The 20,444-nt window shown below is 65.1% G+C and carries 22 protein-coding genes; 12 read left to right on the forward strand and 10 right to left on the reverse strand.

Going from position 1 to position 20,444, the window contains the following annotated elements; all coding sequences use genetic code 11:
• The gene (locus AC0SZ7_RS29115; RefSeq protein WP_475507628.1) at nt 1-708 is read right to left on the reverse strand and encodes an MOSC domain-containing protein; all 708 of its coding nucleotides are present in this window, start codon (nt 706-708) and stop codon (nt 1-3) included.
• A complete protein-coding gene (locus AC0SZ7_RS29120) occupies nt 708-1,409 on the reverse strand; it encodes a glutamine amidotransferase (protein ID WP_475507629.1) in 702 nt (233 codons plus the stop codon). Before AC0SZ7_RS29120 ends, AC0SZ7_RS29115 begins: the two co-directional genes overlap by 1 nt.
• Nucleotides 1,410-1,437: 28 nt before the next feature.
• On the opposite strand from AC0SZ7_RS29120, the gene AC0SZ7_RS29125 reads away from it, so the two are divergent.
• Nucleotides 1,438-2,739: an aminotransferase class I/II-fold pyridoxal phosphate-dependent enzyme gene (locus AC0SZ7_RS29125; protein ID WP_475507630.1), complete on the forward strand. Its 1,302-nt coding sequence runs from the start codon at nt 1,438-1,440 to the stop codon at nt 2,737-2,739.
• A gap of 483 nt (nt 2,740-3,222) precedes the next feature.
• Nucleotides 3,223-3,588: a hypothetical protein gene (locus tag AC0SZ7_RS29130; RefSeq protein WP_475507631.1), complete on the forward strand. Its 366-nt coding sequence runs from the start codon at nt 3,223-3,225 to the stop codon at nt 3,586-3,588.
• Between the two features lie 336 nt (nt 3,589-3,924).
• On the opposite strand, the gene AC0SZ7_RS29135 is transcribed toward AC0SZ7_RS29130, so the two are convergent.
• Both AC0SZ7_RS29135 and AC0SZ7_RS29140 read right to left on the reverse strand, forming a co-directional pair.
• On the reverse strand, nt 3,925-4,359 hold the full coding sequence (locus AC0SZ7_RS29135) for a MarR family winged helix-turn-helix transcriptional regulator (RefSeq protein WP_475507632.1): 435 nt from the start codon (nt 4,357-4,359) through the stop codon (nt 3,925-3,927).
• A 13-nt stretch (nt 4,360-4,372) separates the two neighbouring features.
• Complete coding sequence (locus tag AC0SZ7_RS29140) at nt 4,373-6,244, reverse strand: FAD-binding monooxygenase (RefSeq protein WP_475507633.1); 1,872 nt, start codon at nt 6,242-6,244, stop codon at nt 4,373-4,375.
• Between the two features lie 319 nt (nt 6,245-6,563).
• Here AC0SZ7_RS29140 and AC0SZ7_RS29145 point away from each other — a divergent pair, with 319 nt between their 5' ends.
• The 4 genes from AC0SZ7_RS29145 (at nt 6,564) to AC0SZ7_RS29160 (ending at nt 8,847) form a co-directional block, all read left to right on the forward strand.
• The gene (locus AC0SZ7_RS29145) at nt 6,564-7,253 is read left to right on the forward strand and encodes a peroxiredoxin-like family protein (protein ID WP_475507634.1); all 690 of its coding nucleotides are present in this window, start codon (nt 6,564-6,566) and stop codon (nt 7,251-7,253) included.
• Nucleotides 7,254-7,670: 417 nt separating this feature from the next.
• Nucleotides 7,671-7,934: a hypothetical protein gene (locus tag AC0SZ7_RS29150; protein WP_475507635.1), complete on the forward strand. Its 264-nt coding sequence runs from the start codon at nt 7,671-7,673 to the stop codon at nt 7,932-7,934.
• 100 nt (nt 7,935-8,034) lie between these two features.
• On the forward strand, nt 8,035-8,199 hold the full coding sequence (locus AC0SZ7_RS29155) for a hypothetical protein (protein ID WP_475507636.1): 165 nt from the start codon (nt 8,035-8,037) through the stop codon (nt 8,197-8,199).
• Between the two features lie 6 nt (nt 8,200-8,205).
• Entirely contained in the window at nt 8,206-8,847 is a 642-nt protein-coding gene (locus AC0SZ7_RS29160) for a helix-turn-helix domain-containing protein (RefSeq protein WP_475507637.1), read from the forward strand.
• 64 nt (nt 8,848-8,911) lie between these two features.
• Here AC0SZ7_RS29160 and AC0SZ7_RS29165 read toward each other — a convergent pair whose 3' ends face one another.
• The 4 genes from AC0SZ7_RS29165 to AC0SZ7_RS29180 form a co-directional block, all read right to left on the reverse strand.
• Nucleotides 8,912-9,415, reverse strand: a complete 504-nt coding sequence (locus AC0SZ7_RS29165) for a hypothetical protein (protein WP_475507638.1) — start codon at nt 9,413-9,415, stop codon at nt 8,912-8,914.
• A gap of 540 nt (nt 9,416-9,955) precedes the next feature.
• The gene (cycA, locus tag AC0SZ7_RS29170; RefSeq protein WP_475507639.1) at nt 9,956-11,365 is read right to left on the reverse strand and encodes a D-serine/D-alanine/glycine transporter; all 1,410 of its coding nucleotides are present in this window, start codon (nt 11,363-11,365) and stop codon (nt 9,956-9,958) included.
• 141 nt (nt 11,366-11,506) lie between these two features.
• Nucleotides 11,507-12,061, reverse strand: coding sequence for a hypothetical protein (locus AC0SZ7_RS29175; protein ID WP_475507640.1), 555 nt, complete (start codon nt 12,059-12,061; stop codon nt 11,507-11,509).
• A gap of 144 nt (nt 12,062-12,205) precedes the next feature.
• On the reverse strand, nt 12,206-12,328 hold the full coding sequence (locus AC0SZ7_RS29180) for a hypothetical protein (RefSeq protein WP_475507641.1): 123 nt from the start codon (nt 12,326-12,328) through the stop codon (nt 12,206-12,208).
• Between the two features lie 171 nt (nt 12,329-12,499).
• Here AC0SZ7_RS29180 and AC0SZ7_RS29185 point away from each other — a divergent pair, with 171 nt between their 5' ends.
• On the forward strand, nt 12,500-12,649 hold the full coding sequence (locus AC0SZ7_RS29185) for a DUF6021 family protein (RefSeq protein WP_475507642.1): 150 nt from the start codon (nt 12,500-12,502) through the stop codon (nt 12,647-12,649).
• Nucleotides 12,650-12,849: 200 nt separating this feature from the next.
• On the opposite strand, the gene speB is transcribed toward AC0SZ7_RS29185, so the two are convergent.
• Nucleotides 12,850-13,836, reverse strand: a complete 987-nt coding sequence (gene speB, locus AC0SZ7_RS29190; protein WP_475507643.1) for an agmatinase — start codon at nt 13,834-13,836, stop codon at nt 12,850-12,852.
• A gap of 15 nt (nt 13,837-13,851) precedes the next feature.
• On the reverse strand, nt 13,852-14,934 hold the full coding sequence (locus AC0SZ7_RS29195) for an extracellular solute-binding protein (protein WP_475507644.1): 1,083 nt from the start codon (nt 14,932-14,934) through the stop codon (nt 13,852-13,854).
• A gap of 101 nt (nt 14,935-15,035) precedes the next feature.
• Between AC0SZ7_RS29195 and AC0SZ7_RS29200 the strand changes: the two genes are divergently transcribed.
• The 5 genes from AC0SZ7_RS29200 (at nt 15,036) to arnT (ending at nt 20,443) form a co-directional block, all read left to right on the forward strand.
• Nucleotides 15,036-15,929: a LysR family transcriptional regulator gene (locus AC0SZ7_RS29200; protein ID WP_475507645.1), complete on the forward strand. Its 894-nt coding sequence runs from the start codon at nt 15,036-15,038 to the stop codon at nt 15,927-15,929.
• 20 nt (nt 15,930-15,949) lie between these two features.
• Nucleotides 15,950-16,411 (forward strand): tetratricopeptide repeat protein, encoded by a 462-nt coding sequence (locus AC0SZ7_RS29205; RefSeq protein ID WP_475507646.1) that lies wholly within the window; start codon nt 15,950-15,952, stop codon nt 16,409-16,411.
• Nucleotides 16,412-16,982: 571 nt separating this feature from the next.
• On the forward strand, nt 16,983-17,666 hold the full coding sequence (locus AC0SZ7_RS29210; RefSeq protein ID WP_475507647.1) for a putative quinol monooxygenase: 684 nt from the start codon (nt 16,983-16,985) through the stop codon (nt 17,664-17,666).
• 248 nt (nt 17,667-17,914) lie between these two features.
• The gene (pmrG, locus tag AC0SZ7_RS29215) at nt 17,915-18,622 is read left to right on the forward strand and encodes a lipopolysaccharide core heptose(II)-phosphate phosphatase PmrG (protein WP_475507648.1); all 708 of its coding nucleotides are present in this window, start codon (nt 17,915-17,917) and stop codon (nt 18,620-18,622) included.
• A 120-nt stretch (nt 18,623-18,742) separates the two neighbouring features.
• Entirely contained in the window at nt 18,743-20,443 is a 1,701-nt protein-coding gene (gene arnT, locus AC0SZ7_RS29220; protein ID WP_475507649.1) for a lipid IV(A) 4-amino-4-deoxy-L-arabinosyltransferase, read from the forward strand.
• Nucleotide 20,444: the final 1 nt, after the last annotated feature.

Below are 20,444 nucleotides of genomic sequence, written 5' to 3' on the forward strand. Positions count from 1 at the left end.
TCAACCTCCGTTTGATCTCGACTCGACAGGCCCGCCCAACCTGCCGCTCCAATCCTCAACCTGCGCCTGTTCCAACCTGCGCTGCACCAGCCGCTGCCACGACGGCACCAGCGGCAACGCCGCCAGCCCCAGCAGTTCTTCGCGGTCCAGCGTGCGCTGGTAAAGCACCGCCACCACCCGCGCCAGGCTCCAGCCGGGATAGGGCCGGTCCTCCAGGTCGAAGCTGTCACCGGCGCGCATTTGCCCGCCTTCCACTACCCGGAAATACCAGCCGGTCATGCCTGAGCCCTGCATGCGCAACGCCATGTCGGGCACGCTGAAACGGTCGTTGAGCTTCCAGCACGGCTGGCGGGTCTGGCTGACTTCGAGCAGCGTGCTACCGCAACGGATGACATCGCCCAGGCAGATGCTCTGCTCGGTGAGCCCCGACGTGGACAGGTTTTCACCGAAGGCGCCGGGGCCCTCCAGCAGCGGGTGCTCACCTATTAACTGTTGCCAGCGGGCGTAGTGTTCCCGGGGGTACAGATGGATGGCCTTGTCCACGCCACCATGAATGCGTGTGTCGCCTTGTTCATCGCCCGCAAGGCCCAGGGCCGTGGCCGTCAACGCCCCTTCAACAGGCTGCTTGGCGATGGCGCTGCGGGTGCCCCGGCGCGCAAAGGGCACGGCCTTGCCCACCAGCAAGGCGTCCAGTTGGCCCAGGCGCATCAGGCGCCGGCCCGGTCGAGCCAGGCCGCGAACAATTGCTGGTTCAAGTGCACCTGGTCATCCCCTACCGTTGCCGCCTGTGCCCGCAAGGTGCGTGGGTCGATGCCGGCGCCGGCCAGTTCCGCGGCGTGCCCCACCAGCCAGGCTTCCAGCTGCCGTGGGTCGGCCTCGGGGTGAAACTGCAACGCCAGCACGGCGTTGCCGACGCTGAACGCCTGGTTTTCACAGTGTTCGGAACGGGCCAGGTGGGTGGCGCCGGCCGGGATCTGGAACTGGTCGCCGTGCCAGTGCAGCACGGGCCCGGCCCCTTGCAGCGGCGCCAATACCGACTGCTGGCCCGCCTCGGTCAGGGTCACGGGCGCGTAGCCGATTTCCTTGTAGCCCATGGCCCGTACATCGGCGCCCAGCGCGCGGGCGATCAGTTGCGCCCCCAGGCAGATGCCCAGCAAAGGCTTGCCGCTGGCCAGGCGCTGGTGCACCAGGCGCAATGCCTCGCCCAGGTAAGGGTAGGTGGCCTCATCGAACGCACCGATCGGGCCGCCCAGCATCACCAAAAGGTCGGGCTCTAGGGGATCAAGTTCGGCCAGCGCTGCCAACGGCGCTTCGATGACGCGAAGCTGATAGCCACGCTGCTCCAGCACAGCGCCATACACGCCAATACCCTCAAACGGTACATGTCTTACTACCCAAGCGCTTTTCATATTTGTACCAATACAATATAGTGAATGTATGAATACATTATTGGCTTCAGGCACCACCGCTGTCGAGATCGCTGAATCGATTGAGCGGGCAATCCGTGCCCACGAAATTGTTACCGGGCAACTGCTTCCCGCCGTGCGCCAGCTGGCCAGCCAGCTGCAGGTCAGCCCCAATACCGTGGCGGCGGCCTATAAGCACTTGCGCGATGCCGGTTGGGTGGACACTGACGGGCGCCGCGGCACCCGGGTTGCCGAGCGCGTTGCGCCGGCTGCGGCGCGCCATGCGCTGCCCGCGCATTTGCGTGACGTGGCCAGCGGCAACGTCGATGCCAGGCTGCTGCCGCGCCTGCAAGGTGAATGGCTAGGCCAATTGCCCGCCGACACGGGGCATGACTTGCAGAACGACCACCCCGCGCTGCTGACCATGGCCGCGCAATGGCTGCGCGGCCAACAGCTGCCCACCGAACATATCGGCGTGTTCCACGGCGCCATGGACGCCATGGAAAAAGCCCTGCGCGCGCACTGCCGGCCGGGCAACCGGGTGTTGGTCGAAGACCCGTGCTGGCCGCCGGTGCTGGCGTTGCTGGCGAGCCTGCGGCTCAAGGCCGTGCCGTTGGGCGGCGACGTGCACGGCGCCTGCCCGCCTGAAGCGTTGGGCGATGTGGCCGCGGTCATTCTTACACCCAGGGCGCACAACCCCACGGGGCGCTGCTTTTCTTCAGCCCGTTGGCGCGAGTGGGCTGCCGCCTTGCAAGGCAGCCCCCAGACGCTGCTGATCCTCGATGACCACTGGGGGCCACTCAGCCAGGGCCAGCCAGCACAGCTCACACCCCTGCCCGCGCGCTGGCTGCACATTACCTCGGTAAGCAAATTCCTTGGCCCCGATTTGCGCCTGTCGGTGGTAGCGGCCAACGGGGCGTTGTTGGCCGACATGCAGCGTTTGCAAGCGGTGGCCTCACGCTGGGTGAGCCATCTGCTGCAGCGGCTGGCGGCCGGCTTGTGGCAGCAGGTGGTGGCCGATGGGCAGCTTGCGCGTGCAGCGGACAGTTACGCGCAGCGGCGGCTGGGCTTGATTCGTGCGTTGAACGCCGAGGGCGTGCGCTGCGAGGGCCCGGGTGAAGGGTTGCATGTGTGGATCGCGGTGGCGGATGAGACCACGGCGGTGCAGGCACTGGCGTCGTATGGGTGGGCGGTGCAGGCGGGGAAACCGTTTCGGCTGGGGGATGGGGCTGCCATTCGGGTGAGTGTGGCGAATCTGGGTATGGAGAATTTGCCGGGGTTGGCGAGGGATGTGGGTGCGGCGTTGAGGGTGAGTTATAAGCCGGTGTATTGACGCGGCGCCTCGCCTTCGGAAATTTCCTAGGAAATTTCACAAAAGATCTGGGATAATCGCCTTACACGCAGAAAATAATGACGAAATGTTTCCATTGTCGTCGTTCGCTATTTTAGCTTGCACTGACTTTTTGACGAGGCTACTCTCCGCCCGCCGCTGCCAAATCAGCGGACGGGTTTCGCAGCCCGGATAGAATTCGTCAGGCGCCAAGCGCCGCCATACCCATTGCCCTTCGCGGCAATATCTCGTTTATGGCGGCTGAGCGTAGGGCACCTTCGGGTGCGCCGGGTACCTGACGGTCCGGTCTGCGAACCTGCGAACAGCCGCCACCCATTCCGTTCGCAGCGGAACCTGGCGGTTTATTGATTCGTCAGGAGCATCACCATGGTCAAGCCGACCCCCGACCCACCCGACATCCCCCCTGCCACGCATACCACTGCTGATCGACCCGCCTTTGAACCACTGCGCAGGAGCGCCCACGCCATGACCGATTCATTCACCACCCACCACGCCTTTGGCCCTTGTGCAGGCGACCTGCCGATACTGGCGGTGCGCGACGGCATGCCTGTGGCCGAGGTGCTGACCCAGGCGTGTGAATACATGAAGGGGGTGAGCGCAGGCGCTGCGGAATTGGTCGAGAACTGCCCGCCGCATTTGCGCGCGCTGGCGCGCCATGTGGAACATGCAAGCGAGATTGCCCGGGCGTTGGTGGAGGCGTCGGTGGCGGGGTTGGCCAGAACCCCGAAGCAGGTGCCGGAAGCAGAGAACCTGGATGATAAGAAACTGGTCGAGATCATCAAATCACGGCAGCACGAAAAAGGCGTTCCGGTCGACCTGGATGATTTATAAGGCTCGCCCCCCACCTTCCCGTAGCAGCGGCCGCAAGGCCGCGTCCAAACACACCGCGTATTTCCAGGAACACCGCAGCGCAGCCGGACGCCGCCTGGCGGCAGCTGCTACGCGAAATTTTGCGCGCGCTTCCCGTAGCAGCGGCCGCAAGGCCGCGTCCGAACACGCCGCGTATTTCCAGGAACACCTCAGCGCAGCCGGACGCCGCCTGGCGGCAGCTGCTACGCGAAATTTTGCGCGCGCTCTTCCGTAGCAGCGGCCGCAAGGTCGCGTCCGAACACGCCGCGTATTTCCAGGAACACCGCAGCGCAGCCGGACGCCGCCTGGCGGCAGTTGCTACGGGAGGGGTGCCAGCAGGCGCTCCATCAGGCCGCGCAACAGCTCGCGCTCCTCGGCACTCAGCTGCTGGGTCAGCACCTGTTCGACGTTGTCGACCCGTGGCTTGAGCTCGCCCAGTTGCACGCGGCCGGGCGCGGTCAGGTAGAGGGTGTTGCGGCGCTTGTCCTGGGGGTCGCCCACGCGCTCCACCACGCCGTTGCGCACCATGCGCGCCACCAACTCGGCGATGGTGGAGCGGTCCAGGTCAAGCTCGTCGCCCAGCTCGCGCTGGCTGACGCCCGGCCGCTGCTCCAGCACCAGCAGCACGGCGTACTGCACGCTGGTGACCTCCGTGGACACTTCGCGCTGCCAAATGGCGACGTGGCGTTGTTGCGCCCGGCGTATCAGGCTGCCGGTGTGCACGAGAATGCGAGGGTGGGCGTCAAGCGGCACAGTGGACTGCCTTCTATTGCGGAACAAAAACCGGCTGCAAGAATGCCTCCAGTTCACGGTGGCCGTCCAGTGGCAGCACGTGGGCGATGTATTGGTCGGGCCGCACCAGCACCAGCGCACCGTGTTCGGGGTCGATGCCGCGCAGGGCGAAAATGTCGGCGGCGGGGTCGAGGGTAAAGGCCTTCTCGTAGTCGATCAGCCCGAAGCGGCCCTTGCGCGGCAGCAGCAGGGCCGGCAGCTGTTCAAGCGGCAGCGCCTGCCGGTACACGGCGCGCACATCCAGCACACTGTCCAGGTCGGCACCGGCCGGGGTGAAGCGCCGCACCGGTGAAGCAGCATCATTGAGCAGGTACTCGCACAAACCGGCCAGCGCCTGCCCCGAGGCATCGGCGAAGGCGTACAGCCGCCAGCGCCCATCCGCCTGCGCCACATGGCCCAACTGCATGGGCCGCGAGTCGGCCAGGCGAATTACCGGCGCGGAATGGAACCGCGCGCCAATGGCCAAGCCACTGGCCCGCGCCTGCCAGGTGCCACGCCCCGTCAACGGCCCCGGGCAATAGCGCGTGGCGACGCCTGCGGTATAACGGCCGGCCTGGACGAAATAGGCCTGCAACTCGGTGGGGTCGACGCCGCCAGCGCCGGGGTTGAGCGGGTCCCTGGGCGGCGCCCCCATCATGGCCGACCACTCCTTGTCGAAGTCGATCAGCTGCTGGGCCACCGGCTGGCGCTCCTGGGAATAACTGGCCAGCAGCGATGCAGGGCTGCGCCCCTGCAACACCGCCGCCAGTTTCCAGCCCAGGTTGAAGGCGTCCTGCATCGACACGTTCATGCCCTGCCCGGCCTTGGCGCTGTGGGTATGGCAGGCGTCGCCGGCAATGAACACCCGCGGTTCGCGCGGTTGCCCGGCAGCGTCCACGCTGTCGTCGAAACGGTCGGTGAGGCGCTGGCCCACCTCGTACACCGACGACCACACCACGTTTTTCACCTCCAACACGTACGGCTGCAGAATGCGCTGCGCGGTGGCAATCAACGCCTCCACCGCCGTGGCCCGGATGGCCGCGCGGTTGGCCTCGGTCACCTCGCCAAGGTCCACGTACATGCGCACCAAGTGCCCGCCTTCACGCGGGATGAGGATCATGTTGCCCGCCGCCGACTGCACCGCAGCCTTCAGGCGCACGTCAGGGAAGTCCGTCACCGCCAGCACGTCCATCACGCCCCAGGCGTGGTTGGCAGCGTCACCGCGCAACTGCTGGCCGATGGCGCCGCGCACCTGGCTGCGGGCGCCATCGCAGCCCACCAGGTAGCGGGCGCGAACCTGCACGGCAGGCTCGCCGCCGGTGTGCTGCAACGTGGCCAGCACCGGGTGGGTGGGATGCGCATCGCGGCTGATGTGCGCCAGCTCCAGGTTGTAGTCGGGGGCCAGGCGCTGGGGGGCCTTGAGCATGCTGTCCAGCAGGTAATCCTGGATGCGCGCCTGGTTGACGATGACGTGGGGGAACTCTGACAGCCCGTCCTCGGTGTCCTGCACGCGGCCCGTGCGCTCGATGCGCTGGCGGTCAGCAGCGGCCGGCCGCCAGAAGGCCGTTTCGTTGACCCAGTAGGCCTCGCGCAGCAGCTGCTCGGCCAGGCCGAACGCCTGGAACATCTCGACGCTGCGGCAGGCGATGCCATCGGCCTGGCCCAGTTGCAGGCGGCCGGCGCGGCGCTCGACCACGCGGGTGACGATGCCGGGGAACCGGGCCAACTGCGCGGCCAGCACCAACCCGGCAGGGCCGCTGCCGACGATCAGCACATCGACGGTTTCGGGCAGCGCCGTGGTATCGCCGGAGGCGGCGGGATGGAGGTCGGGGTCACCGGGCTGGAAGCCGTTGAGGTGGAATTGCATGGGGCGTTGTCCTTGTTGTTATTGAAGGGATGCGACGCGCCATTACAATATGCTCAGCATACGAACTACTTCAAGCTTCCTGTTTATTGGCCTGGTATTGGGTGGGGCACGGACGCGGCCTGGCGGCCGCTGCTACGGGGATTTATAAAATGCGCTAAAAACATCATTCTATTAGATATGAATTCACAAAGCGCATATTAGCTTAGAACAAATCAGCCCTTCACAACCCCCTTCCCCACCGCTAACGTCACCCCCGTACAGCCCGACCCTACGCTGCGGAGGCCTGCTGCCCTGCCCTTCACAGCCATGAGGTTTGCCCATGAGCAACGCCGTACCGCACTCCCTGAACCAACTGCTGGCCGACCTGCACGCCGAGCGCGTGCGCACCTGGGACCCGGCCGCCCTGCAGGTCAACATCGACCAGCGCCAGCGCCTGGTGGACGAAGCGCCGGGGCAGCCTTTCGTGCGCGCCGGCGGCAGCCTGGGCACCTTCACGTTGCTGAAGGTGGAAGGCGGCGAGCTGGACCTCGACACCCTGGTGCGCCGTGGCCCGGCGGTGCTGGTGTTTTTCCGTTTCGCTGGCTGCCCGGCGTGCAACATCGCCATCCCTTATTACCAGCGCCACCTGCAACCCGCGCTGCACGCCCGCGGCGTACCGCTGGTGGCGGTAAGCCCGCAGGTACCCGAGCGGCTGATCGAGATCAAGCAACGCCACGGGCTGACCCTGCAGGTGGCCAGCGACCCGGACAACCAACTGGCCCGGCGCCTGGGCATTCTGTACAGCTTCGACGACGCCTCGCGGCGGGCGGCCGAGGCCAAGGGTTCGACCATTGGCGCGGTGACCGGCACCGGCACGTGGGAGCTGCCGCAGCCCACGGTGGTGGTGATTGGCACCGACCGCCGCGTGCATTTCGCCCAGGTCAGCCCCGACTGGCTGGTGCGCACCGAGGCGCAACCGGTCATCGATGCGGTGGACGCCCTGCTGGCCCCCGCCCAAGCCACCGCCTGACAGGAGTCCTGACCATGGGCGCGGAGCACGTCGTGGACGGTGCCGCTATCGAACTCGAAGGCTGACAGCGTAGAAGGTGCCCAGCAAACCAGGACGCACGCGGATGCGTATACCGCTTAGATGGCGTCGCCTGCATCGCGGCCAAGGCCGGCTCCTACCACAAACGCCGTAGGAGCCGACTTTAGTCGCAATGCAGACGACACCATTTCAAGACAGTTGCTGCTACGCAGATCCTGTAGCAGCGGCCGCAGGCCGCGTCCGCAGGCGCCGCGTACCTCCGGGCCATACGCGCTGGGGGTGAAACGTGGGGCGGCATTGCGGGCGCTGTGACCGCACCACGTTCCACATCCGGCCGGAGCGGTGTTCGTTTGTGTTAAGGGGGTGTTTGCGTCCAAGGCGTAGCCGCCGCCGTACACCGTGCGCGAGGACCTGCTGGCCGCGGTGGAACATGAGGGGGCACTGACGCCCGCTTTGCACGAACAGATTGCCCTGACCCTGCACACACTGGCCAACCAGGCCCAGCCTGTGCTGCTGACCTGCTCAAGCCTGGGCCCGGTGGTGGAGGCAATGGCGCAGGCGTCGATGGCGCCTGCGGTTACGCAGCTCGCGGATCGCCCGCTGACCAGCCCCGACGCAAGCCTTGAAGCAGTGCTGGCCCTGATCGGCTACAGGTATATCTGAATAGCATTATACAATGCCTATTCAGTATTTAAGGTTCTAAGCGCAGCCCGTTATTCTGAGGCCATTCCGGTATTGACCGCGCTGCCCAAGGAACACATCCATGACTGCCCACGCCAACGTGATCGACCTCACCCTGCACCGCAACCGCAAGAAGGCGCAGCAACTGGGCAAGCTGATGTGGGCCCTGTACAGCGGCCAGAATGCCGTTACCCCGGAACAATGGGCGCAGGCGCTCAAAGGCGCCGACACTTCGCGCCAGGCTTGAACCGGCATGGCCTTGCCCAGTGGCTTCCTGGACAGCTCGTTCGAGCTGCCCATCGAGTTCTCCAGCCCCGAACACAGCGACGATGACCTGGTAGGCCAGCGCGTGGCGCTGAACCTGCAACGGCTGCGGGCCAAGCGCCAGTTGTCGCTGGACGCCACGGCGCGCGCCAGTGGCGTCAGCCGCGCGATGCTGGCGCAGATCGAGTCGGGCCGCAGCGTGCCGTCCATCAAGGTGCTGTGCAAGATTGCCAAGGCGCTGAAGGTGTCGGTGGCAGCCTTTCTGGAACAGCGCGAGTTCGACGGCGTGGCGTTGCTGCCGGCGCGCGCAAGCAAGCGCCTGGTCAGCGCCGACGGCAGCTTCGTCAGCCGTGCGCTGTTCCCCTTCGACGTGGCGCGCCAGGTGGAGTTCTACGAATTGCGCCTGGGCGCGCTGGGCGAGGAAACCTCGGCGGGCCATGGCCCTGGCGTGCAGGAAAACCTGGTGGTGTCCCAGGGCGTGCTGGAGGTCAGCGTCAACGACGAGCGCTACCTGCTGTCGACCGGGGATTCGCTGCTGTTCTACGCCGACCAGCCGCACCGCTACCGCAACCCGGCAGACAGCGAAGCGCTGGCGTACCTGGTGATGACCTACCCGGAAAAGCGCGACTGAACCTGCTGTAACGAAAACGCCCCCGCTCGGTTCGAGACGGGGGGCGTTTTTCATTGCACCGCTATCAGCAGGTGCAGCACATCATCGGCATGCCGTTGCAGCTCATCATCATCGGCATGCTGCAGTCGTTCATCATTTTCATCATGAGCATGCCGCAGTTCTTCATCATGTCCATGGTCATGCCCGGCATCGGCATCATCTTGCAGGCCATGCTGTCGGCCATCATGGTGCATTCCATCACGCACTTCATCATCGGCATGGGCATGCCCATCATTGGCATCGGCATCATCATGCCCATCGGCATGGCCATGGCGGCCTGGGACATGCACATCATCGACAGGTTGCCGCAATGCATCATCATCGGCATGCCGCAGTTCATCATCATCATCTGCATCATTTCGCCGTTGTTCTTGAACATCGCCATGTCCATGCCGGCTGCAGGCTTCATGGTGCACATCATGCAATCTTCCATCATGTCCATGGTCATGGTGGCCATCATCATCGGCATGCCCATCATTGGCATCATCGGCATGTTGGCGCTCATGGGCATCTGCATTGCGTTCATCATGGTGAAATCCTCTTTCAATTCGATAGGTGGGTAGAAGCTGATGGGGCGGATTCTACGGATCGATTGGCGGTGGACAATGGGCCGGTAAAGCGAAGCAAATGGCTGCTGCAGCGCTGCAAGATGGCCCAATAACGTTCGCCATAGACGCTAGCACAGGGTTTATGACGCTATAGCGTCGCTGGTCGGCGCTGCTGTGCTGAAAGGCCTGCAATGGATATGCGAAATGACGATTTACTAATAACCCAGATGAATATTCATTCTAAGCAGGCGGGATTATTTTGGTGTGGGGGCCAGGACGCAGCCTTCGGCAGCTGCTACGGGGATGCGCGCACCCCGCCGATCGCGATGGAGGCAACGCGGTTTCAAGACAGTAGCTGCTACAAACCCTGTAGCAGCGGCCGCAGGGCCGCGTCCACAGGCTCCGCGATGCCGCGCCCTGACGCAGCCTTGGGAGCCGCGCGGCATATGTCCGGGTGCAGCCCCGGCGGGTAGGCGCCCACCACAAAAAAAAGGGCGGCCATTGGCCGCCCTCCTCTTTCATCACTCGCTGGCCAACGCGGCCAGTGCCGTGCGCTTGCGCACGAAGGGGTAGGCAACCGCCAGTATCACGAACCACAACGGCGCGTAGCACAGCGCCTGGCGGGTGTCGTCCTTGAGGGTCAGCAGGCACAGCACGCCGGCGAAGAACGCCAGGGTCACCCAGCACATCAGGCGGCCGCCGGGCATGCGGTAGCTGGACGCCGCGTGCAGCTGCGGACGCTGCTTGCGGTAGGCCAGGTACGACACCAGGATGATGGTCCAGACGAACATGAACAGCAGCGCCGACAACGTGGTGACCAAGGTGAACGCCTGCATCAAGTCGGGCACCAGGTAAATCACCACCACGCCCAGCAACAGGCAGGCGCAGGAGAACAGCAGGCCATTGGCCGGCACGCCGCTGCGGGCCAGGCGCTGGAACGAGCCCGGCGCATGGCCCTCGCCGGCCAGGCCGAAGAGCATGCGGCTGGTGGAGAAGATGCCGCTGTTGGCCGACGACGCCGCCGAGGACAGCACCACCAGGTTGATGCAGGCGGCGGCAGCCGGGAAGCCGGCGATCAGGAACAGCTCGACGAACGGGCTCTTGTCGGCCACCACTTCGCGCCACGGGGTGACGGCCATGATGGTGATCAGCGCCAGGACGTAGAACAGGATGATGCGCACCGGAATCGAGTTTATCGCCCGCGGCAACGTGCGGTGCGGATCCTTGGTCTCCGCCGCTGCAGTACCCACCAGTTCGATGCCGACGAAGGCAAAGATGGATATCTGGAAACCGGCGAAGAAGCCCATCCAGCCATGCGGCAGCAGGCCGCCGTCGTTCCACAGGTTGGCCAGGCTGGGGCCATGCCCGGCGACCGCCGCCGGGGCGTTGGCGACCAGGTAGATGCCGGTGGCCACCAGCAGCGCGATGGCTACCAGCTTGATCATGGCGAACCAGAACTCGATTTCGCCGAACAGCTTCACGGTAATCAGGTTCAGCGCCAGCAGCAGCCCCACGCACGCCAGGGCCGGTGCCCATTGCGGCGCATCGGGAAACCAGAAGTGCGCGTAGCTGGACACGGCGATGACGTCGGCGATGCCGGTGACGATCCAGCAGAACCAGTACGTCCAGCCGGTGAAGAAGCCGGCCCAGGGGCCCAGCAGGTCGGTGGCGAAGTCGATGAACGACTTGTATTCGAGGTTCGACAGCAGCAGCTCGCCCATGGCGCGCATCACGAAGAACAGCATGAAGCCGATGATCATGTACACGAACAGGATGGAGGGGCCGGCCAGGCTGATGCTTTTGCCGGAGCCCATGAACAGGCCGGTGCCGATGGCGCCGCCAATGGCGATCAGCTGGATATGACGGTTGGACAGGTTGCGTTTGAGCGTAGGCTCAGGGGCGTGTGGCGTGGTCGCCGTTGACTCGGGCATGCGGGTTTCCAGTGTCTGCGTTGCACGTGCTGGGGCAACGCCAACCATGGCCGGCGTTCCCGTCTTTGGCGCGTACCTTGCCATGGAAACCGCGGCAGCTCCAGAACCAGTGCCCGCGACCTATCGTCAGGGGCACTGCGCTCAGGCGCAGTAGTCCTCCTCCAAGGCCTCGGCGCTGACGCGGTATTCGACGAACAACGAGTAGATGACCCAGCTCACCAACGGCAACGCCTCGGCATCGAGTTTCAGCAGGTAGGGGCAGGACGCGTTTGCCAGGTCGTTGGCGGTAAGGTCGCGGTGCTTGAGTTCGGCTGGCGCCGTGGGCGGCTCAAGCGGGTTGCGCAGGCCGTCGAACAACGCGTCCCGGCCAAACACCACGGCCACCTGGTCGCCAGCTTCGCCCGCCTCGACGGTCAAGGTCGCCACCAGCTGGAATACCCCGTATTCACTGCCGCCAGTGAAGGCGAAGCCCCTGACGCTGATGACTTCACCCTGCTGTTCATAAAACGGCGCGCCGGCAATGGAAACGTCACCGCTGCCCACGCCTTCACCCTCCGCAGCAATGAGCTCAAGGATGCCTTGCAGCACCATGCAGCCGTAGAACACCGCGTTGTTGGCGAGGATGGCGGTCAAGTGATCGTCCTGTATCAGTGGTGGCGAATTCCATTCGGTGACCACGCCTGCGGTCTGCTGCACCGAGGCGACTCGCCGATAACTGTAGCATCGCCGATACACACTGAACCCATCCTGAAACAGTTGGTAAAAATTCCCCACGCCATTTTTCGCGGGCAATAAAAAAACCGCCCGAAGGCGGTTTTAAAGGGGTTTACGACTACTGAGTCAATTGAAGATAGCCCAGATAATGCCGCCAAAAATCAATGCCACCATCAACCCTGAACCGAACTGGGCGCCGCCCATGTCCACCTTGATACCTTGGGAGAACTTCCTAATACGCAGGGCCATGGCTGTATCCTCGCGGAGTGGGAGATATCACATAGCCATTATCCTGCCCCCTCTGACTGCCCCACGCAATAGCATCGGCTGCCGCCTGTCCGGTTGCGGGCACTTGCGCAGGCCCCCGCCTTCTCAACGGTAGGCGCGGCCCCTGCGCGCCCTTTTCAGGGAGGCACCCTCATGGCTTCGACCACAACCGACACGCCCCACGGCAAGGACGACGACCTGGGCTTCGACCCCGACTCGCCAGACCTCGAAGACCCGGCCACCGACCCACCCCACCCGCCGCCCATCGACAACCCGGCCAAGGACCCAGGCCCTGCAAAATAGCTATCATCGCGTAGCAGCTGCCGCCAGGCGGCGTCACCGGCACCGCGCAGGGCCAGGACGCAGCCTGGCGGCAGCTGCTACGGTTTGTGTTTGGCAGGGAGTGAACATTGCAATGAAAGTGATTTTACTGGCGGTGGCGGTGCTGTTGCCCGCTTTCGCCTGCGCCGAAAAGCGCACGCGCCCGAACCGCACATAATTCCCTAGCCCTGTTGACCCACACCCTCCCGGCCGGCCTTGTCTACCCTGCGCGCCGCATACAAACACAACATCTCCATCGCCAACGTCGCCGCCGCCAGCGAGGTAATCTCGGCGTTGTCGTAGGCTGGCGCCACTTCCACCACGTCCATGCCCACCAGGTTGATGCCGCGCAGGCCGCCGAGGATGTCCAGCGCCTGCACGGTGCTGAGGCCGCCGCACACCGGGGTGCCAGTGCCGGGGGCGAACGCGGGGTCCAGGCAGTCAATGTCGAAGGTCAAATAGACCGGATGGTCGCCAACCCGCTCGCGGATCGCTGCGACGATGGCGTCGACGCCCTGGCGGTGTACCTGGCGGGCGTCCAGCACCTGGAAACCCAGGGTGTCATCGTTGGTGGTGCGCAGGCCGATCTGCACCGAGCGCTGCGGGTCGACCAGGCCTTGGCGGGCGGCGTGGTAGAACATGGTGCCGTGGTCGATGCGCTGGCCCTCCTCGTCCGGCCAGGTGTCGCTGTGGGCGTCGAAGTGGATCAGCGACAGCGGGCCGTGCACCTTGGCATGGGCGGCCAGCAGCGGGTAGGTGATGAAATGGTCGCCACCCAGGGTCAGCATCGCGCAGCCGGCGCCGAGGATGTGCTCGGCGTGCTGCTGGATGCTGGCCGGCACCGATTCGGGGCGGCCGTGGTCGAAGCTGCAGTCGCCGTAGTCGATCACCGCCAGGTGGTCGAAGGGGTCGAATTGCCAGGGCCAGTGGCGCGCCCAGGCCGACTGCACCGAGGCATTGCGGATGCCCCGCGGGCCAAAGCGCGCGCCGGGGCGGTTGCTGGTGGCGGTGTCGAAGGGCACGCCGCTGACCACTACGTCCACGCCAGCGAGGTCGCGGCTGTAGCGGCGGCGCATGAAGCTGGTAATGCCGCCGTAGGTGCTTTCGGCTGCCGTGCCGTAGAGGCTGGGGCGGGTCAGGGCCTGGTCATTGTCGAAGGCTTGTTCCATGGGTGTGCTCCTTTCTTATTGTTCGCGGCTGCGGAAGGCGGTCCACAGGCGGGTGCGCTGGCGCATGGCGGCAAGGCTCATGCTCTGGTCGGCGTACAGGCGTTGGCGCATGGGCGCAGCGGGGTAAATGTCGGGGTCGTTGCGCACGGCTTCGTCCACCAGGGGCGTGGCCTGCTGGTTGGCGTTGGCGAAGAACAGCGTGTTGGTAAGGTCGGCGACTGACTCGGGGCGCAGCATGAAGGCAATGAAGGCGCGCGCGGCCTCGGGGTGCGGAGCGTCCTTGGGAATCGCCAGGTTGTCCTGCCAGATCAGCGTGCCTTCGCGCGGTATGTGGTATTGCACCTGGTACGGCTTTTTGGCCTTGCGCGCCTGGTCGGCGGCCGTGGCGGCATCGCCGTTGTAGGTCAGCGCCAGGCAGGTGCTGCCATTGGCCAGGTCGTTGATCTGCCGGCCGTTGGCGACGTAGCTGACATAGGGTTGCAGCCGGTGCAGCAGCGCAGCGGCGGCGTCCAGGTCCGCCTTGTCGGTGCTGTAGGGGTCTTTGCCCAGGTAATGCAGGGCCAGGCCGATCACCTCCTGGGGTGAGTCGATCAGCGAAATGCCGCAATCGGCGAGCTTGCTGGCGTATTCAGGCTTGAACAGCAGGTCGATGCTGTCCAGCGGCGCGTCCGGCAGGCGCTTGCGCACCGCCTCAAGGTTCAGGCCCAGCCCCAGCGTGCCCCAGGTGTAGGGCAGCGCATAGCGGTTGCCGGGGTCGACGGCGGCGACTTTGCCCAGCAGGTCCGGGTCCAGGTTGCCGTAGCCGGGCATGCCCTGCTGGCCGGTTGGCTGCAACGCGCCCGCCTTGAGCAGCCGCGCCAGCACGCTGCTGGACGGCACGACCACGTCGTAGCCGCTGGCGGAGGTAAGCAGCTTGGTCTCCAGTACTTCCGGCGTATCGAAGGTGTCGTAGCGTACCTGGTAGCCGGTCTCGCGCTCGAAGCGCTGCAGGGTCTGCGGGCTGACGTAATCGGCCCAGCTGTAAAGGTTGACCACCTTGTCTTCGGCCTGCACCGGCAGCACAAGTGCAAAGGACAGCATCAGTAACCATGGGCGCATGACAGTGATCTCGAAAAAGAACGTGCGGCGATGATGCGACGCGGTTTAAATTGAAAAAATACCGAAGCGCGGAAGCTGACATTCAACCGGAGCAATGTTTGATGCTGGGCCAACTGCACGACCTGGATCTGCACCACCTGCGCCTGTTCGTCAGTGTGGTCGAGGCTGGCGGCTTCAGCGCCGCCCAAGGCGCATTGGGCCTGAGCCAGCCCACCATCAGCCAGCACATGGCACGCCTGGAAACGCGCCTGGGTTACCGCCTGTGCAGCCGTGGCAAGGCCGGTTTCCGCCTGACCGCCAAGGGCGAACAGCTGCTGCTGGCAGCGCGCACGCTGTTTGCCTCTATCGAGCAATTCCGCCAGCAGTCCAACGGCGTTGCCGGGCGCCTGCTGGGCGAGGTGCGGCTGGGCTTTTCGGAGGCGCTCGACCCCACTGTCATTCAACGCCTGGGCCTGGCGGTGCAGCGTTTTCGCCAGCGTGATGAATCGGTGCGCATCGAGCTGCTCAGCACCATGCCCGCGGACATGGAACGGCTGCTGCTGGAGCAGCGCCTGGACCTGGCCATCGGTTACTTCTCCAGGGGCCAGACGGCGTTCGACTACCGGCCGCTGTTCACCGAGGTGCAGCAGCTGTACTGCGCCCAGGGCCACCCGCTGTTCACCGGGGATGGCGATGCCGGCGAGCTGCTGCGCGGTGCCGACCGCGTCGAACACCCGTACCGGTTCCTGCAGAACCGCGAGGCCCAGCTTGTGGCCAACAGTTCGGCGCGCTCGGAACAGGTGGAAGGCACCTTGGCGTTTATTCTCTCCGGGCAGCACATCGGCTACCTGCCCCGCCACTACGCCCGGCCCTGGGAGGACAAGGGCCTGTTGCGCGCTATCGAAGAAGACCAGGCGCTGTTCGAGGTGCCGTTTTACCTGGCCGGCCGTCGTGGCCAGGGCGCCAGTGAAGCGCAGCGGGCGTTCGAGGAAGATGTGCTGGCGAGTTTTTCATGATGCAAGGCAATGGAGGCTGTATGGGCACTGATGAACTACCTCTCCCCCACACCCAGGCTGTAGAGCTGGCGCGGCAATACCCCGACGACGTAGGGCGCCAGATAGACGCCGCCTACGCCTGCGACCGTTTTGGCGACGAACAGCAGGCCGCTGTGTATTACGAAAAGGCCTGGGCGCTGGGTGTGCCAACCGAGCACCGCCATGGTTTCCTGGTAGGTTTCAGCAGCACGCTGCGCAACGTTGGCCGCGCGGATGAATCGCTGCAGCGGCTGCAACTGGCGAATGCCGAGTTTCCGGATAACGCCGTGTTGCTGGCGTTTACTGCGCTCACGCTTCACACCCTTGGCCAGGCCAACCTGGCCCTGGCGACCATGCTGGATGCGGCGCTGAATGCCCGGGAAGGTAACGACCTGGCGCAGTACCAGCGGGCCCTGCGGGAGTACCGCGATGAATTGGCCGGCGAACCCACCGCCAGCCCGTAGCAGCGGCCGCAGGCCGCGTCATGGCTGCCGCGCTGAGCCTGATGCACCGCGCAGGCAAGACGCAGCCTGCGGCAGCTGCTACGCAGGACCCCTGTAGCAGCGGCCGCAGGCCGCGTCATGGCAGTCGCGGTGAGCCTGATGCATCGCGCATGCAAGACGCAGCCTGCGGCAGCTGCTACGCAGGGCCCTCTGTAGCAGCGGCCCCAGGCCGCGTCATGGCTGCCGCGCTGAGCCTGATGCACCGCGCAGGCAAGACGCAGCCTGCGGCAGCTGCTACGCAGGCCCCCTGTAGCAGCGGCCGCAGGCCGCGTCATGGGCGCCGCGCTGAGCCTGATGCACCGCGCAGGCAAGACGCAGCCTGCGGCAGCTGCTACACAAGCCCTCTGTAGCAGCGGCCGCAGGCCGCGTCATGGGCGCCGCGCTGCGCCTGATACACCGGGCATGCAAGACGCAGCCTGCGGCAGCTGCTACGGCTTCGTGGTTTCGGGCAAAACGTTCAGCCCTCTCCAGGTGCCAGGCTGAGCCCAACAGACAGTTGCTGCTACAGTTTCCTGATTCAGGGGGAGGTGCCATGGGCAGGTTCACAGCGATGTTATTGGCCGGGTTGCTGGCGGTGGGCGCGGCGTGGGGCGACGAAACCCAGGGGCCGGTGCATTACCTGCACATCCAGACCCTGGCGCCGGATGCCGGCGAGGCCTTCGTCAATGCCATGCGCGCCACTGCGGCGCACAGCCGTGCGGATGCCGCCAACCAGATGTTCGATATCGGCAGCAGTGCCCCGACCCTGGTGGTGTTCGAAAGCTGGGGCGACCAGGCCGGCTATCTCGACAACCAGGCCTCGCCCCAGTTCGCTGCGGCCACCGCCCTGCTCCCCGGCGCTTTGGCCCGCCCCGAACGGCTGTACGCGCTGCAAGACGTTGCCGACCTGCCCGCCCCCACGCGCAAGGCCATCGACGCCCCCGCCGCCAGCAAGAACATCGTGGTGCGCCTGAGCACCCGCCCTGCGCAACGCCAGCGCTTCATCGACGCGGTGCGCGGCGTAGTCGAGCAATCACGGCTGGCGCCCGGCTGCCTGGTGTTCAACGTGTACCAGCAACGCGACGATGCCAACGGATTCGTGATCTATGAGCGCTGGGCCGATGCCGCCGCGCATCAACAGCACCTCGCCACACCCTACACCGCCACGTTCATCGCCAGGCTGAACAGCTTGCTGCAAGGCCCACCCGAAGGCTGGGAGCTGCAACACATTCAATAACCCTTCTTTTTTATTAATACAAAATACTTCCAATTAGCACAGTTTTTTGACACTTACCTTAACAGTTGCTTAACGTATTTCGCCCCGCCACAACCACCCATCTCCGCGCACCAATTTTTTTACATCTTTTTCATCGCAATACAACGGCCCGCCTTTTAACTTCCTGCCCCACATCAGCTGCGCAAGCTGTAACAAAACTTGCCGTAAATAGCTGAACAAAAGTTTAACTTCCGAGCAGGAGTGTCACCATGGCCCACAGCCTCAGCGCCCAAGTAGCCACCGCAGCCGCAACAGGGCGGCGCCGCGCCGTGATCCACAAGGCATTGTGGGCGGCGGCAGCACTGGCCCTGGCCGGCGCGCTTGTGGGTACTTTCAGCTACCTGCACCGTTCACCGGTGGACCTTGGCAGCGGCCACAATGCCGTCAGCCAAGGGCTGCTGGGCCATTGGCAGGCGGGGGACGTGATCATGCTGGTGCGCCACGCCGAACGCTGCGACCGGTCCAGCAACCCCTGCCTGGGGCCGGCCGACGGCATCACCCGGCTGGGCAGCGATACCGCCACGGCGGTAGGCCAGGCCTTGAATACCCTGGGCATGGGCCATGCCGATGTGCTCACCAGCCCGACGACCCGAACCGTGCAGACGGCCCAGTACATGGTGGGCCAGGGCGTGGCGGCGCCGCAGTGGCTGGCCAACTGCGATACGTCGCTGCTGCAGAACGTCATCGCCCACAAGGTCCCGGACCGCAACCTGGTAGCCGTCACCCATAGCGGCTGCATCGGCCAGGTAGAGAAGCAACTGGGCTACCCCCATGCGGCCGGCGCCGAATACAGCAGCGCGCTTGCGCTGACGCTGGATGAACACGGTACGGCAGTTATTCTGGGCGTGGTCAACGTGGATACCTGGCCCAACACTTTGTCGCAGCTTCAACTACCGGCAAAACAGAATAAATTGTAATCCAAAGTTTCATCATCATTGCACGGGCACTGCTTACTCTATAGTTGCGCCCCCTTAATACTGTTGTAACAAGGCTATGTCGTACAGACACACCTTGACACTATGCCGGATCAATTGCCGATGGATATATCAATAAGCCGCCCGCAGGCCGCCTTGTCGCGGGCCACTACCGCGCGCCACGCGCTGCTCATAGTCCTGGCCGCCTTTGTGCTGGCTTACGTGTTGCCGCTGCCGTTTCACGGCCTGTGGATTCCCGATGAAACCCGCTATGCGCAAATCAGCCAGGAGATGCTGTTGAGCGGCCACTGGGCCTCGCCGCACTTCATGGGCCTGCGTTATTTCGAGAAACCCGCCGGCGGCTACTGGTTCATCGCCATGGGCCAGGCACTCTTCGGCCAGAACCTGTTCGGGGTGCGCATCGCCTCGGCGGTGGCGCTGGGCCTCAGTGGCCTGCTGGCCTGGCTGATTGCCGGCCGGCTGTGGCAGTCACCCACCAAAAGCCTGGCGTGTGCCCTGATTTACATGAGCTTCGGCCTGGTGGCCGGCCAGGCCGGTTACGCCAACCTCGACCCGCTGTTCGCCTTGTGGGTGAACCTCAGCCTGGTGGCGCTGTGGTATGCGCTGGACGGCACCCGCGGGCGCCCGCGCCTGCTGGCCTGGGCGCTGCTGGGCGGTGCCTGCGCCATGGGCCTGATGACCAAGGGCTTCCTGGCGCTGCTGCTGCCGGTGCTGATTGCCTTGCCATACATGGCCTGGCAGCGGCGCCTGCCCGAACTGGTGCGTTACGGCTGGCTGGCGGTGGCGGTGTGCACAGTGCTGACCCTGCCCTGGGCGCTGACCATCCACCAGCAGGAACCGGACTTCTGGCGGTTCTTCTTCTGGCATGAGCACGTACGCCGTTTCGCCGGCGACAATGCCCAGCATGCCCGGCCGTTCTGGTTTTACCTGCCGATACTGGCGGCCGCCGCGCTGCCCTGGACGCTGTGGCTGCCCAAGGCGCTCGCGCAGGGCTGGCAGGAGCGCCGCAGCGCGCCAATGCTGTTCCTGATGCTGTGGTTTGCCTTGCCGCTGGTGTTCTTCAGCCTCAGCCGTGGCAAGCTGCCGACCTACATCATGCCCTGCCTGCTGCCGCTGGCCCTGCTGATCGGCCATGCGCTGGTAAACCAGGTGCAACAGGGCGCCGGACGCTGGGCGCGGGCCAATGCACTGTTCAACCTGGTGCTGGGCGGCACGGCCCTGGTAGTGCTGGCGGGGCTGCAGATCAAGCGGCCGCTGTACGTGGACGAACCGCTGCACCTGCTGCTGATCAGCCTGGCGCTGGGCGTGTTCGTGGCCGCCAACGCCCTGGCGCTGGCCAGGCCGCTGCGCCATTACCTGGCGCCCGCCCTGGCCATGCTGGTGCTGGTGGCGGTGTTGCCGGCCGCCGTGCCCAACAGCATCACCGACGGCGAAATGCCCGACACTTTCGCCGCCCAGCACCTGGACGCGCTGCGCCAGGCCGACACCCTGGCCAGCAATGAACTGGGCGCCGCCGCCGGCATGGCCTGGCACACCGGGCGGCCCGACATCACCCTCTACGACGTGATCGGCGAAGCCCAGTATGGCCTGGGCTTCCCGGAGGCCGAGGGCCGTGCGCAGAACATCGACACCATCAACCCGTGGCTGGCCCGCCAGCGGCAAAGCGGCTCGGTGGCGATGCTGTTGCGGGTGCGTACGCAAAGCGAGAAGCGTGAATTGGCGATATTGCCCAAGGACGCCACGCGCTACGACCGCGGTGAAATGACCTTGCTGTTCTACCCCAAGCTCAGCTCAACCCCCTGAG

It is taken from the genome of Pseudomonas sp. JC1203 (assembly GCF_056175065.1).